The organism is Bacillus sp. HMSC036E02 (assembly GCF_001836235.1).
In the GTDB taxonomy this organism is placed as follows: domain Bacteria; phylum Bacillota; class Bacilli; order Bacillales; family Bacillaceae_G; genus Bacillus_A; species Bacillus_A cereus.
Genome location: NZ_KV827831.1, coordinates 222666 through 237090 on the forward strand (window position 1 = coordinate 222666; position 14425 = coordinate 237090).

A 14425-nucleotide genomic window follows, 5' to 3' on the forward strand; every position below is an offset into this window, starting at 1 on the left:
TTATAGCTCCTTTTTAATATCTAGTTTATGTACAGCAACTTTTTTGACTTGATGTCCATCAAGTTCTAATACTTTAAATTGAAAACCAGCATATTCAATGGAATAGCCAGCTTCAATATTTAAGTCAACTGCTTGAGAAAGAAGCCATCCTCCGATTGTATCTAAATCACTATCATCAATATGTAGGCCAAACATATCATTTACTTCAGAAATAAGCACCTTTCCATCTAAAACAGTAAGCTTAGGTGTACGCTTTTCAATCATAGGTGATTCATCCGCATCGAATTCATCTTGAATTTCTCCAATGATTTCCTCAAGAATATCTTCCATTGTTAAAAGTCCGGCAGTACCACCATATTCATCCATAACGATTGCCATCTGAACGCGATTTTTTTGAAGATGGACTAACGTTTTACGAATTGGAACTGTTTCAAATACAGTTAGAACAGGATGTATATAAGATTCAAGTGGTTTATAAATACCTTTCGTTTGATCATGGAATACTTCTTTCGTATTGATCATCCCAATGATATCATCTTTATCTTTTTCGATAATTGGATAGCGTGTATATTTTTCAGTAGCGACGATATCCATATTTTCTTCTAACGTATTTTCAGTAGATAAGCAAATCATTTCGGTACGAGGAACCATAATTTCTTTTGCAACTCGATCATCAAATTCAAAAATGTTATTTACATATTTATATTCGGTTTGGTTTATTTCACCGCTTTTAAAACTTTCACCTAAAATGAGTCGCAATTCCTCTTCAGAATGAGCAAGTTCACTTTCTTTCGCAGGTTCTAATCCAAGTAATTTTGTGAAAAATATAGCAGTACTATTGAGTAGCCAAATGAATGGGTACATAATTTTATCAAATAAAATAAGCGGTCTTGCAAATTTGAGTGTGATTGCTTCTGCTTTTTGAATTGCGAAAGACTTTGGAACTAATTCACCTAATACAACGTGGAAAAATGTAATAACACTAAAAGCAATAACAAAAGATAAAGTGTTAGCCATTGTTCCAGTAATATTAATTTTTTCAAAGAGCGGTCGTAGTATATGTTCCACAGTCGGTTCACCAAGCCAACCAAGCCCTAAAGAAGTGATTGTAATTCCGAGCTGACAAGCTGATAAATAAACATCTAAATTAGATAGGACGCTTCTTGCAGCTAAAGCTTGTTTATTACCTTCATTTGCAAGTTGGTCAATTCGACTTTTTCGTACTTTTACAACAGCGAATTCTGATGCAACGAAAAAGCCAGAAATAAGAATAAGTACAAAGATGAGAAAAATATTTAATATGTCCAAGCGTGTTCTCCATTCCAAGGTTTGGAATAAAGATGTCACCTCCTGCAATTATGTTATACTTTTATAATAAATCCAAATGAAAAGAATAGTCAAAGGAAAAGGGTAAATATTGGTATGTTTCTGTAATAGTTTTTGAATTTGCTGTTATTTTGTCCGCTATACAAAAGGAATAACCCCCTACTTTTAGATTATAGAGGGTTATTTTAAATTAAGGTTTTGGAACACTTCTCGTTAAAGTGTATGACTGTTGCTTGGAGTAGTTTGTGGTCCATAGTGTTTGAAGGAAAGAAAGTATGCTATATGGGATATAGAGTAGTAATAAGCCGATTGTAACAATTATGGGTGAATTTCCGCCAAATTGAACGATAAATTGTAACAGTCCATTTGCATGAAAAACGCATTCCATAAAAACGAATGAAAGAATAATGGAACCTAAAATTGATTTATGATTCGAAGTAAGCGCCAAAAACAATGTATCCACAAGAAAAGAATCATGTTTTATTTCATATTCATTTGTGTTTTTTAAGAAAGGAATCCATTTTTTTACTGCTTGCATAACGATAATCATGGAAGTACTACATACGATGATAAATGATGAGTAGTAAGGAAGGTTTATAAATTGTGCGACGTATAGAAGTAGTAATAAGACTGAACATTGTAATACCACAGTACAAAAAGAGTAAGGAATCCATTTCAATACAGTAGTAAACTTTTTAAACGAGTTAGGTACTTTGAAAAATAAATGGCCGATACCCAAACTTATGAAAAATCCGATCGCAAGGGTAAAAGTAAAACGAACAATCGATATAAAATATATTTCCCATATGTAAGGGAATAATGGTGTTGAATGATTAGAAGTATGTATCATTTGGTTTGCTGAGAAAAAGATAGATTCATGCATCCAATCAACCTTTGGAATTGATATAGAAGAAAGCTGTGCGAAGTTTTGAAAAATGCTAATAAATCCATTTTGATAAGAATAATTGTGTGTAATAAAAAGAGCTGGAATAGGACTTATGGAAAAAATAACAATAATACCAATTATAAATTTACATATATGTGAGCGTAATAAGGACATATAACCACCTACTCTTAGAATATTCAGAAAATTCTTATTCTTATTTTAGCTTTTTTTGAAAGAAGTTACAATATATTTTTCATTCAGTAATTCAGAGAGAAGATTTGATAGCAAAAATATGCAAGTGAAGGATTCATGAATAAATTATGACAAGAAAATGAATAATTTTCAGAAAAATAAAATAAATTATTTATTTTTTTCTGAAAATATAATATAGTTATGGCACAGAAAGTATTTTAACATAAGGAGGCTTTTTATGAGGATTAAAGGGAATTACGTGCCGAAAAGGGAAGTTTTACTGTGCTCAAGTTCGATTACGATAGGGGAAGCGTTAGAGCATTTAAATAAAACGGGGTATCGTTGTGTACCAGTTTTAGATGAAAAAAAAGAGAAATTTTTAGGGAATATATATAAAGTAGATATTTTAGAATATAAAGGATCACTTGATGAGAGTGTAATACAATTATTAAACGATAAAGAAGGATTTGTGAGAGAAGATTCATCTTTCTTTAAAGTATTTTTTACAATAAAAAAATTGCCTTATTTATCAGTAGTTGATGAAAAAGGGGTTTTCCTTGGAATTTTAACGCATAAAAAAGTTTTTGAGTTATTAGAGGATGCATGGGGTGTTCACTCTAGTAAATACTCTGTCATGATTGGAACGCAAGACTATAATGGAGCAATCCAAAAGTTATCGACAGTTTTAAAGAAATACACTGGTATTCAAAGTTTGATGACTTTTGATAATGATGCCTTATTAGTTCGTAGAATTATGTTTACATTAGGAGAAGAGTTTAACGACGGTGAATTAGAGACATTATTGAAAGATTTAGAAGATCACGGATTTAGAGTTGTGTATGTGGAAGAGATGAAAAATCCACGCGAAGTTGAAACGATAGAGTAACATACAAAAGCCATCTAAATTATATTAGATGGCTTTTGTATGTTACGTGTATAAAGTTATTTGAAAATAACGATCGAATAATAGGTGAGATTATAACAATATTTGTGTAAGAGAATAAAAAATGTAGATAATTTCGATTTTCAAAAAAATCAATTTGAAAATATGTTTTTATTTTGCAACTAAATATGTTACTATATGTGTGATAAAAACAAAGAGGTCTGACAACTATACTCCACGTAATAACACTCTAACGATTTAAAAATTCAAAAAAATCAAAAATTAAAATAATAATTATATTAATGATTAGAGTAAAAATAAGGGGAATGGAGAAATTATGGAGAAAGACACTGCTTTGTAAGGGGCATATTTTATCATCTTGAGCAGAGAGGAGGATGCATAGCATATTGTAAAATATAGAGATAAACAATGAAAAAGTGCTATGCAAATGAAGAGCATGAAGGGACGTTTAAGGCCAGGTGATACGGTAGCAATTGGTTTAATGCTATTTGCATTATTTTTAGGAGCAGGAAATTTAATTTTTCCGCCAGTTTTAGGTCAACAAGCAGGAGAGAATGTTTGGATTGCTACAATAGGATTCCTTGTAACGGGAGTCGGATTACCCCTACTAGCTGTAACAGCTGTCGCGTTTGTAGAGGGGGACTTGAAAGCGCTATCTTCTAGAGTCCACCCTATATTTGCGTTTATTTTCCCATTGATTAGTTATTTAGCAATTGGACCATTTTTCGCGATTCCTCGTACTGGAGCTGTTTCGTTTGAAATGGGTATGAAGCCTTTTTTATCAGAGGCAATGGTTTCAGAGTGGTACATGCTATTTCTTTTCACGATAGTTTTCTTCGGAATAACGTGGTATTTATCATTAAATCCATCTAAATTAGTGGATTGGTTCGGAAAGTTTCTTACACCATTATTAGTATTAATTGTGGCTGTTATTGTCGGAAAGGCAATTATTGATCCAATTGGAGAGCCAGCTGCGCCGTTAGCTGCTTACAAAGAAAATGCTTTCTTTGGTGGATTTATTCAAGGATATTTAACGATGGATGCAATTAGCGCGCTCGTATTCGGAATTGTCGTTGTACAAGTTATCCGCTCTAAAGGGATAAAAGAGAGTAGTCAAATTGCAAAAATAACAGTAGTATCAGGTATTATTGCTGTACTTGGTTTAACGTTAATTTATTTATCACTTGCTTATCTTGGTTCAACAAGTACATCACTTGGTATCTCAGAAAACGGTGGTCTTATTTTAACGAATGTTGTAAATGAGCTATATGGGACGAGTGGTAAAATTTTATTAGGGCTTGTTATTATACTCGCTTGTTTAACAACTTCTGTTGGGTTAACATCTGCGTGTGCGGGTTTCTTTACAAACTTATTCCCAAAACTTTCGCATAAAACGATTGTAACAATGGTATGTGTATTTAGTTTAATTGTATCTAACCTAGGTTTAACACAATTAATCGCAGTAACATTACCTGTGTTAATGATCATTTATCCAGTTGCAATCGTATTAATTGTACTTTCGTATTTCCATAAGTGGATTGGGAAGCGTAATACAATTTATATTGGAGCTATTTTAGGTGCATTGTTAATTAGTTTCTTTAACGGTTTAGAAAGTGCGAAAATTAAAATTGACGCGATTTCTAATGTACTACAAATGTTACCGTTATATAACGAAGGAATCGGATGGTTAATTCCATCATGTATTGGCGGGATTCTCGGTTTCTTCTTCTATAAATCAAATGAATCAAGTGAATTACAAAAGAAAGGTGCTTAGGCACCTTTCTTTTTTTGAAGGGGATTTTTGTATTTTGTCTAAGTAATAATTGGGGGGGATGATAAATGGCTAATTTTGAAGATTTTTTAAATTTGGATTTGAGAATTGGAACTGTAATACATGCAGAGGAATTTAAAGAAGCGAGAGTACCAGCGATTAAACTAGCAATAGATTTTGGAGAAATCGGGATAAAGCAGTCAAGTGCTCAAATTACGAAAAGGTATAGTCCAGAAGATTTAATCGGTCAACAAATCGTTGCTGTTGTAAACTTTCCACCAAAGCGTGTAGCTGGATTCAAATCAGAAGTGCTTGTGCTTGGTGGTGTTCCTGAAGCTGATGATGTTGTGTTACTTCAGCCTAATATGAAATTGCCAAATGGAACAAAAATTAGCTAGGGTGAAGGTAGGGGCTAATATGGATATCGGACGAGAATATTTGCAATGTGCGATTTCGAACTTTAAAGCAACAAAGAAACAAGGGGAGCGGGCACTTTCTCAATTATCATATGAACAAATACAATGGTCTTCTCATGAAGAAACAAATAGTATAGCGATTATTATTAAGCATCTTCACGGTAATATGCGTTCTAGATGGACGGATTTTTTAACGTCTGATGGTGAAAAAACAGATCGTAATCGAGATGGTGAATTTGAAGGATGCTATCACTCAAAAGAAGAAACCCTTATAGCTTGGCAAGAAGGATGGAAATATGTTTTTAATACGATGAATACTTTAACGCCGGAACACTTATTGAAGACGGTATACATTCGCGGTGAAGCACATACTGTCATGCAAGCAATTGAAAGGCAAATTGCTCATTATGCATTGCATATTGGTCAGATTATTTACATTGGGAAGATGTTAAAAGAAAATGAGTGGGAATGTTTAAGTATTCCGAGAGGTCAGTCTACGCGTTCTGTAGAGAAAAAACGTTCAACATAATAATAAGAAAGAAACCGATAAAAAATGGGAAAAAAGAAAGTCAGCCAAATAATAGATGGTTCTGTAATCATAAGAATACTGCCAAAAATAAGTCCATATATAATAAGAAAGAAATTGAAAAGTGTATTCACAGGGAGAAATCGTGAGATAAACACTTGCTGTCGTTTAAAACAATCACTGTGAAATAAATAAAAGCGGAAGTACCATGTGGCTGTAATAAGGTCTTTCTTTCTCACAATTCTTTTTTTGCATGTATGACAGATAAATGGTGGTTGCATTTCATTACGCTCCATTTTTTATTTTCATAATAATGTGAGACAAAAGTAGGTACAAAGTGTATGTTCCTATATACGCTCCTGCAATAAGGAAAAATGGATTCAGTAAAATTCCATGAATGCTCGTCATGAAAACTAAATCTTGTATTAAAACATCGTATATATTAATGGAAATAATTATACCGAGTACATACAGTGCCAAGTACGCAGAAATATGTAGCACAATAGCGATTTTTGGTTGCTTAGCGGACAAATAAAAAATGAATGATAGAGCAATTGGTAATATTCCTATTAATAGCTTCAATTCATTTCACCTCATTAACAATATAGCCGAAATTTTAACGGTCTATTCTCTAGGGCTTGTACATAACTTGAAATAGAGAGGTGATAGTATGAATCGGGGCTTTTTTTTTATGAAGTTTACAAGTATGCGTAAGTTAGTTTTATTTGTTATTACTACAATGCTAGCGACTTTTTTTCTTATTAGTATGATGGTAACCTCTATGAAAGAGACAAAGTCAACGTATTTATATAATTGGTTAAATGAGTTATCGATGAATGGTTACATGTATGTACTTGGAAAAGAGAATCATTATTTTACACAGGAGTATCGAAATTTGAATCAAGATTTTTCAATTTCTTCTTTTCTCTTTTCTATGGCTACAAATATTCGCTTTAATGATGTACGCAGTTTCGTCGGGAAAGAGCTCCCGGGGTTTGGTAAGTACGATACAGAAATTGTTATTGCGGGTGAGGGTACAAATTATTCTAACTTACCGATAGAGTCGAGTGTTCCTCTTGAAGAAGTGGTGAAGGAACGGACTAGTGGAACTGGACAAGTACCTAAACAAGATACGAGTAAAGAGAAAAAACAGCCGTCCCAAACGACTGGGAAGAGACAAGTTGCGTTTATTTATCATACACATAGCTGGGAATCTTATTTACCTTTACTTAACTTAACGAATGACCCGAATCCGAATAAAGCAACGAGTTCTGTATCGAATATTTCTATATTAGGAGATCGTTTCCGTGAACAACTAGAAGGTGAAGGGATTGGAGCTACTAACGATAAGAGTGATGTTGGTCAAAAGTTAATAAGTAAAGGTTTAAACAGTAATAGTTCGTATAAAATGTCACGAGAAATTGTGCAGCAAGCTATGGCTGGAAATAAAGATCTTCAATACTTTTTTGATTTGCATCGTGATAGTGCCCGAAAGAATGTAACGACAAAAACAATTGGAGATAAGTCATATGCAAAGCTTGCATTTGTAGTAGGGAAAGGAAATAAAAACTATGAAAAAAACTTACAATTAGCGACAGCTTTACATGAGGCGATTAATAAGAAATATCCAGGAGTGAGCCGTGGGGTCATTCAAAAAGGGTTCCAGACAGGAAATGGAATCTATAATCAAGACCTATCAGGACAAGCAATATTAATTGAAGTTGGCGGTGTAGATAATACAGAGGAAGAATTGAATCGATCAATTGATGCACTTGCTAAAGCATTTGGTGAATATTTTTGGCAGGCAGAAAAAGTGAATGGATAAAGTGAAACGTGAATTAGCCAGGACATCTATCGATAATTATTAGCGCACTTCAATCTTGAAAAAACGTAAGTGTAATGCTTGCGTTTTTTCTTTGTAATGGTGAGACGTCACAGAATAGACATAATTTGTCGTTGTTATAGTAATATCGAAATTTGTCAATTTATAGTAGGAGATTTACAAAGGAATTTTCGGGAAAGTAGAGAAAATCTTTTTATAAGGAAAACTTTTTATTATGAAACTGGTAGGGTGATTGAAGTGATTAGGGAAATCGAAATAGAAGATGCAGCATCATTTTTGCAATTAAGTAAGCAATTAGATGAAGAAACGAAGTTTATGCTATATGAACCAGGAGAAAGGAAAACTACAGCTGAGCAACAAGAAAAAATGATCCATCGATTTATGGAAAATGAATATGCAACAATATTTGTAGCAGTTGAAGATGAGAGAATAGTAGGTTTTATATTAGTGAATGGAAATAACATTCAAAGAAAGAGGCATGTGGCAAGCATTGTAATTGGTATTTTGCAAGAGTATAGCGGGCGAGGTATTGGGACGAGATTGTTTAAAGAGGTTGAGAAGTGGGCAAAATTACATGATGTATGGCGTTTAGAATTAACAGTAATGGCCCACAATACAAGAGCTCAGGCACTATATAAAAAAGCTGGATTTGAGAAAGAAGGTGTCAAAAAAGCTGCTCTTATTATCGATGGAAAGGGCATCGATGAGTATGAAATGGCCAAATTATTAAAATAAGAGGTCGTTATATGAAAAAAAGATGGGCACTACTTGGTATTGTAGCTGCAATAATTATTATTGGAGTAGCAGGAATCAATTATAAAATGTATAAGGATAAGCAGGCGCGGGAAGTAAGTGTAAATAGCATATTTCCGAAAGCGAAAGAAACGATTGCTAATATGGATGGGGATATTGCGGTAATTAATAATCCGAATTCAATGCTTGTACTTGTAAATAAAAGTAGGCGTTTACCAGATGGGTATAGACCGCCAGATTTAGTTATTCCGAAAGTGCGCTACTCTAGTGAAGGTGATCAAGAAAAGAAAAAGATGAGAAAAGAGGCAGCGAGGGCGCTTGAGGATATGTTTCAGCAGGCTGACAACGAGCGTATTTTTCTTTTTGCAGTTTCTGGATTTAGATCTTTTGATCGACAAAAAGCATTAAATACGATGTATAAAAAACAAGACGGGGAAGCAAAAACAGCAATGTCTAGCGCGGTTCCTGGCACAAGTGAGCATCAAACTGGACTAGCTATGGATATTACGTCTCAATCTGCTAAATTTCAGTTAGAGACGGTTTTTGGGGAAACGAAAGAAGGTCAGTGGCTTTCTGAAAATGCCCATAAATTTGGTTTTGTTGTTCGATACACAAAAGCGAAAGAAACGATTACGGGTTATCGGTATGAACCATGGCACGTAAGGTATGTGGGAAATCCACAAGCTACATATTTGTATGATAATCAACTGACGCTTGAAGAAGTAACAGAGTAAATGATTGAGGGGAGAGACGTATAATGACGATGTTATATAAGAAAAAAGTACATGCATATATTACAAGAGAAAAAGAGGGGGTTATGCAATTACTTGTTTTTAAACATCGTGATATACATGAAGCTGGTATTCAAGTGCCAGGAGGAACGGTTAATGAAGGTGAAACGTTAGAAGCGGCTATATTGCGTGAAGTACAGGAAGAATCCGGATTGCGTCATTTATGCATAGAACGTTTTTTAGCAGATTACATCATACATATGAAAGAAAAACAGGAATATGAAAAACGCCACTTTTTTCATGTAACTTTACTAACAGATGTAAAGGATACTTGGGAACATATTGTAAGTGCTGGTGAGGAAGATAAAGGATTAGTATTTTGTTACGAATGGGTTGATATTGCAAAATGCCCTGAATTAGCTGGGAAACAAGGTGAGTTTTTACATTTGTTAGATGAAGTATACGCACAGTAATGTAAGAGTCTGAAGCGAAGGTTAATGCGTTTCAGACTATTTTTATTTTTCGGGAAATTAAAGGTGTTTAAATAAGGATATTGAATTTCTTTAAAGGGATATTAATTTAGGATGTGTTGAGGTGAAAAATTGAAAAATTAAGGGTTATACGCTAAAAAAGTTCATATAAGGGAGAATATAAATGGAAATTCAGTTTAATCCAATCTTAAAAAAGGAATTAACAATTCAAGATATTCAAAATGAAATGGAATCTGGAAAGTTAACTTCAAAAGAGCTAGTAATGTATTATCTCTATAGAATCGCAAAGTATGATCAAGACGGACCGAAAATCAATTCAATTTTAGAAATCAATCCAGATGCTATTTTTATTGCAGAAGCGTTAGATTATGAAAGAAAGACAAAAGGCGTAAGGGGACCATTGCATGGAATACCTGTTTTGCTTAAGGATAATATTGAAACGAATGACTCCATGCATACAAGTGCAGGTACAATAGCTCTAGAACAAAATATAAGCAGTGAAGATGCATTTCTTGTTACTAAACTGCGAGAAGCAGGGGCAGTGATAATTGGAAAAACGAATATGACAGAATTAGCAAATGCAATGTCTTTTGAAATGTGGGCTGGATATAGTGCAAGAGGTGGTCAAACAATCAATCCATACGGAACGGGCAAGGATCATATGTTTGTTGGCGGATCTAGTACAGGATCTGCGATAGCAGTTGCTGCTAACTTTACAGTAGTATCTGTTGGGACAGAAACCGATGCTTCTATTTTGAGCCCCGCTGTTCAAAATTCTGTAGTAGGTATTAAACCGACTGTCGGTTTAATTAGTCGTAGGGGAATTATTCCATTTACTTATTCACAAGATACAGCTGGACCATTTGCTAGAACGGTAACAGATGCTGCTATTTTGCTAGGGAGTTTAACTGGAGTGGATGAGAAAGATGTAGTTACTCGAAAAAGTGAAAATAGGGCATATCGGGATTATACATCTTACCTTGATGCAAATGGTTTAAATGGAGCGAAGATTGGTGTGTTTAACGATGCACCAAAAGATTATTACGAAAATGGTGAGTATGATGAAATCTTGTTTAAGGAAACGATTCAAGTATTACGTAATGAAGGAGCGACAGTAGTAGAAAATATTGATATTCCTTCTTTTCATAGAGAATGGAGCTGGGGAGTTCCGCTTTATGAGCTGAAGCATAGTTTAGATAACTATCTTTCTAAATTACCTTCTACTATCCCGGTACATTCTATTTCGGAGTTAATGGAGTTTAATAAAAACATAGCAGAAAGAGCTTTAAAATATGGACAAACTAAGTTAGAGGGAAGAAAAGATTTTCCTAATACGTTACGAAATCCAGAATATTTAAATGCGAGATTAGAAGATATATATTTTTCTCAAGAACAAGGCATTGATTTTGCATTGGAAAAATATAATCTTGATGCGATACTGTTTCCTTCCTATATAGGTTCTACTATATGTGCAAAAGCGGGTTATCCGTCTATAGCAATACCAGCAGGGTATATGGAAAGCGGGAGGCCTTTTGGAATTACCATTGCAAGCACTGCCTTTAGTGAAGGGATATTAATTAAATTAGCTTATGCTTTTGAACAAGCGACAAAGCATAGAAAAATCCCCAACTTATCATGAATAGAATAAACAAAGAGGACAGGAATCCCTGTCCTCTTTGTTTTAGTGATTAAAGTGAAATATCGTTCTGCTCTGTCTTATGATATTTTAATAAACTAAAAGATAAACAAGCGGAACATAAAATAAGAATAGAAGCGATGATATAAATTGTACGAACACCGAACATATCAGTAATAATGCCAATGCTAAGCATAGATAGTCCAGAGGCTGTTGAAAGAAGTGCACCATGTGCTGTATACATTTTGGATAATAAAGCAGGGGCGACACTTGATTGTAAAACAGTCGTTTGGGAAATATCTCTAATTTGATAACATGGTCCCATTAGAACACATAGAAAAAGCGCAATAAATCCGCTGCTTGTCATACCGTATAAAAATGTAAGAATACTAAACATAAGAGAGCCAATCGACATAGATCGTATTAAATTGTTTTGAATATAGGAACTCATTTTCCAGGCTAATAGACCACCGATTAACGTGCCAACATAATAACTTGTATTAATATATCCCCACCATTCTTCGCCCTTATGAAGGATAGTCGTAACGTATGCCATCGTAATAGCACCAATCCATATTGTCCCTGCGAAAGTTTCGATTAAGTCCATATATGTAACGGTACGGAGAGAAGGATTTTGAAATAGGAGTTTCCAACCTTCCAATAAAACAGTACTTTTGGAAGAGGGAGAATCTGCTATTCTTTCAGTATGTATGGAACGTAATGAAAAATGTAATGCAATGCATCCGAAAATCATTAAAATGTTATTAATCATGAGTGTAGAAGTAGCGCCAATGAGAAGAACGACAATACTCGTAAATGAATAAGCAACGGCTTGCACAATTTGTGTTGAAAAGGAAAAGATACTATTTACTTTTACTAATTTTTCTTTCGGTGTAAGGCGCGGGAGAATACCGTATAATAACGGAGCACCCCACCCACTACATAATGAAATGACAAAAATAAAAGTTAATAGAGCTATAATGTTTGTGGATAAGACCGGGAACAAAATCATTAATAATAGTAAAAAGACTGTTTTCAGCCATTGGAGGGTATATAACAGCGTATAAGATGGAAAACGATTTATTATAAGTGGTGCAGAGATGTTAGCAATTAGATTTGTGATAACTTGTAATAATGGAAAAAGAGCAGTAATAGTAGCTGATTTAGTTGCTATATAAATATGAGTTGTAATAATCATTACATATACGATGTCAGCGAGAGTAATGCATATTTTGGAACCTAAATAGTAGATTAGTGACAGGTTTCTCAATAAGATTATCACCTCTATAAAAAATAGTATTTAGTAATTAGAATAATTGTAATTTAAAAATTAAAATTTTTAAAGAATTTAATTTTTTGTCACTTTTTGAAAGGGATTTTCATGTATAATGAAGAATATATTGATATAGTATTATATTAATGATCATTGTAACAGTGAGTATGTACAATAGCTTGTAGCAAACGCCCAAGTGTAAGAAAGGGCGGATAAACCATTCTTTTCTTCATATACATATAGAAAATGAGAAAGAAAGTGAGGGTTGCATATGGCTGCTTGGGTAATTTGGTTTATAATAGCTGGTATTTTATTTATCGCAGAAATGTTGTCGATTACATTTTACATGCTTTGGCTTGGAATTGGAGCTGTTGTCGGAGGTCTTATTGCTTTGTTTGCTCCTGATGCACTACTGTTACAAGTTACTGTTGGTGCAATTGTGAGTTTAACTTTGACATTCTTTACGAAAAGAATTTCAAAAAACTTTCGAGAAGCAAAAGGTTTTACTGATACAGTAGATATGCTTGTTGGTAAAAAAGGGATTGTTATGCAAGCGATTACAAATGAAGCGAATGGTATTGTGAAAGTGGATGGAGATACTTGGACAGCTATTGCAGATTCTTCAATTGATGCTGGAGAAAAAGTCGTTGTTATAAAGAGGCATAGTACTATATTACAAGTGAAAAAGGAGAGTGAATAAATATGGTAGCATTAACGTTAACGATTATATTCGCACTAATTGTAGTTACATTTATCGCATTAACAATTAAAATTATTCCTCAGCAAAAAGTTGGGGTTGTTGAAAGATTTGGTAAGTTTCAACGTATCATGCACCCAGGGTTAAATATTTTAATACCAATTGTAGATCGTGTTCGTGTATATCATGACTTACGTATTCAACAAACGAATGTACCACCGCAAAAGGTAATTACGAAAGATAATGTTCAAGTAGAAATTGATACTATTATTTTCTATCAAATTGTTGAACCAGAACTTGCGACATATGGTATTTCAAACTATGAATATGGTGTTCGTAATATTACTTCAGCAACGATGCGTCAAATTATCGGTAAAATGGAACTGGATGAAACGTTATCTGGTCGTGAAAAAATTTCAACAGAAATCCGCTTAGCGCTTGATGAAGCAACAGAAAAATGGGGCGTACGTATTGAACGTGTCGAAGTTGTTGATATTAACCCGCCAAAAGATGTGCAAGCATCAATGGAAAAACAAATGAAGGCTGAGCGTAATAAACGTGCGATTATTTTAGAAGCTGAAGCAGCAAAACAAGATAAAGTCCTTCGTGCTGAAGGGGAAAAGCAAAGTAAAATCTTGATGGCTGAAGGGGATAAAGAAGCGCGTATTCGCGAAGCTGAAGGTATAAAAGAAGCAAAAGAATTAGAAGCGCAAGGGGAAGCAAGGGCAATTGAAGAAATTGCAAAAGCAGAACAAAATCGTATTGAATTGCTTCGTGAAGCGAATTTGGATGAGCGTATACTTGCTTACAAATCATTTGAATCATTAGCTGAAGTTGCAAAAGGACCAGCAAATAAAGTCTTTATTCCGTCTAATGCAATTGAAACACTTGGTACTCTTGGGGCAATTGGAGAAATATTTAAAGAAAAACAAGTGAAGAAACTACCTTCAAATGATACAGGAAAAGAACAATAAAAGTGA

The 14425-nt window shown here is 34.0% G+C and carries 16 protein-coding genes; 11 read left to right on the forward strand and 5 right to left on the reverse strand.

The window, feature by feature from the left end; all coding sequences use genetic code 11:
• Together HMPREF2590_RS10480 and HMPREF2590_RS10485 are read right to left on the reverse strand one after the other, a co-directional pair.
• The gene (locus tag HMPREF2590_RS10480; protein WP_000353738.1) at positions 1 to 1308 is read right to left on the reverse strand and encodes a hemolysin family protein; all 1308 of its coding nucleotides are present in this window, start codon (positions 1306 to 1308) and stop codon (positions 1 to 3) included.
• A gap of 208 nt (positions 1309 to 1516) precedes the next feature.
• Positions 1517 to 2386, reverse strand: a complete 870-nt coding sequence (locus tag HMPREF2590_RS10485) for a hypothetical protein (RefSeq protein ID WP_000055263.1) — start codon at positions 2384 to 2386, stop codon at positions 1517 to 1519.
• A 256-nt stretch (positions 2387 to 2642) separates the two neighbouring features.
• Here HMPREF2590_RS10485 and cbpA point away from each other — a divergent pair, with 256 nt between their 5' ends.
• From cbpA to HMPREF2590_RS10505, 4 genes are all read left to right on the forward strand, one after another.
• Entirely contained in the window at positions 2643 to 3290 is a 648-nt protein-coding gene (cbpA, locus tag HMPREF2590_RS10490; RefSeq protein WP_001220526.1) for a cyclic di-AMP binding protein CbpA, read from the forward strand.
• A 454-nt stretch (positions 3291 to 3744) separates the two neighbouring features.
• Positions 3745 to 5082, forward strand: coding sequence for a branched-chain amino acid transport system II carrier protein BrnQ4 (gene brnQ4, locus HMPREF2590_RS10495; RefSeq protein ID WP_011110049.1), 1338 nt, complete (start codon positions 3745 to 3747; stop codon positions 5080 to 5082).
• A gap of 65 nt (positions 5083 to 5147) precedes the next feature.
• Positions 5148 to 5477, forward strand: coding sequence for a chaperone CsaA (csaA, locus tag HMPREF2590_RS10500; protein ID WP_001263016.1), 330 nt, complete (start codon positions 5148 to 5150; stop codon positions 5475 to 5477).
• A complete protein-coding gene (locus HMPREF2590_RS10505) occupies positions 5458 to 6024 on the forward strand; it encodes a DUF1572 domain-containing protein (RefSeq protein ID WP_000435829.1) in 567 nt (188 codons plus the stop codon). The genes csaA and HMPREF2590_RS10505 overlap by 20 nt, the downstream gene beginning before the upstream one ends.
• Here HMPREF2590_RS10505 and HMPREF2590_RS10510 read toward each other — a convergent pair.
• Positions 5985 to 6302 (reverse strand): hypothetical protein, encoded by a 318-nt coding sequence (locus tag HMPREF2590_RS10510; protein ID WP_002098535.1) that lies wholly within the window; start codon positions 6300 to 6302, stop codon positions 5985 to 5987. The two genes, HMPREF2590_RS10505 and HMPREF2590_RS10510, sit on opposite strands and share 40 nt — an antisense overlap.
• Positions 6303 to 6306: 4 nt before the next feature.
• Positions 6307 to 6603 carry a hypothetical protein gene (locus tag HMPREF2590_RS10515; protein WP_000770734.1) on the reverse strand — a complete coding sequence of 99 codons (297 nt, stop codon included), beginning with the start codon at positions 6601 to 6603 and terminating at the stop codon, positions 6307 to 6309.
• 88 nt (positions 6604 to 6691) lie between these two features.
• Here HMPREF2590_RS10515 and spoIIP point away from each other — a divergent pair, with 88 nt between their 5' ends.
• The 5 genes from spoIIP (at position 6692) to HMPREF2590_RS10540 (ending at position 11478) form a co-directional block, all read left to right on the forward strand.
• Positions 6692 to 7846, forward strand: coding sequence for a stage II sporulation protein P (gene spoIIP / locus HMPREF2590_RS10520; RefSeq protein ID WP_001079280.1), 1155 nt, complete (start codon positions 6692 to 6694; stop codon positions 7844 to 7846).
• 255 nt (positions 7847 to 8101) lie between these two features.
• Positions 8102 to 8599, forward strand: coding sequence for a GNAT family N-acetyltransferase (locus HMPREF2590_RS10525; RefSeq protein WP_000617574.1), 498 nt, complete (start codon positions 8102 to 8104; stop codon positions 8597 to 8599).
• 11 nt (positions 8600 to 8610) lie between these two features.
• Positions 8611 to 9351, forward strand: coding sequence for a M15 family metallopeptidase (locus tag HMPREF2590_RS10530; RefSeq protein WP_000747647.1), 741 nt, complete (start codon positions 8611 to 8613; stop codon positions 9349 to 9351).
• 23 nt (positions 9352 to 9374) lie between these two features.
• Positions 9375 to 9821, forward strand: a complete 447-nt coding sequence (locus HMPREF2590_RS10535; RefSeq protein WP_000178289.1) for an NUDIX hydrolase — start codon at positions 9375 to 9377, stop codon at positions 9819 to 9821.
• A gap of 181 nt (positions 9822 to 10002) precedes the next feature.
• The gene (locus HMPREF2590_RS10540) at positions 10003 to 11478 is read left to right on the forward strand and encodes an amidase family protein (protein WP_000405398.1); all 1476 of its coding nucleotides are present in this window, start codon (positions 10003 to 10005) and stop codon (positions 11476 to 11478) included.
• 49 nt (positions 11479 to 11527) lie between these two features.
• On the opposite strand, the gene HMPREF2590_RS10545 is transcribed toward HMPREF2590_RS10540, so the two are convergent.
• Positions 11528 to 12745 carry an MFS transporter gene (locus HMPREF2590_RS10545; RefSeq protein WP_001245222.1) on the reverse strand — a complete coding sequence of 406 codons (1218 nt, stop codon included), beginning with the start codon at positions 12743 to 12745 and terminating at the stop codon, positions 11528 to 11530.
• 274 nt (positions 12746 to 13019) lie between these two features.
• Between HMPREF2590_RS10545 and HMPREF2590_RS10550 the strand changes: the two genes are divergently transcribed.
• Together HMPREF2590_RS10550 and HMPREF2590_RS10555 are read left to right on the forward strand one after the other, a co-directional pair.
• Positions 13020 to 13448 (forward strand): NfeD family protein, encoded by a 429-nt coding sequence (locus HMPREF2590_RS10550; RefSeq protein WP_000741974.1) that lies wholly within the window; start codon positions 13020 to 13022, stop codon positions 13446 to 13448.
• Positions 13449 to 13450: 2 nt separating this feature from the next.
• Positions 13451 to 14419 (forward strand): SPFH domain-containing protein, encoded by a 969-nt coding sequence (locus HMPREF2590_RS10555; RefSeq protein ID WP_000226253.1) that lies wholly within the window; start codon positions 13451 to 13453, stop codon positions 14417 to 14419.
• Positions 14420 to 14425: the final 6 nt, after the last annotated feature.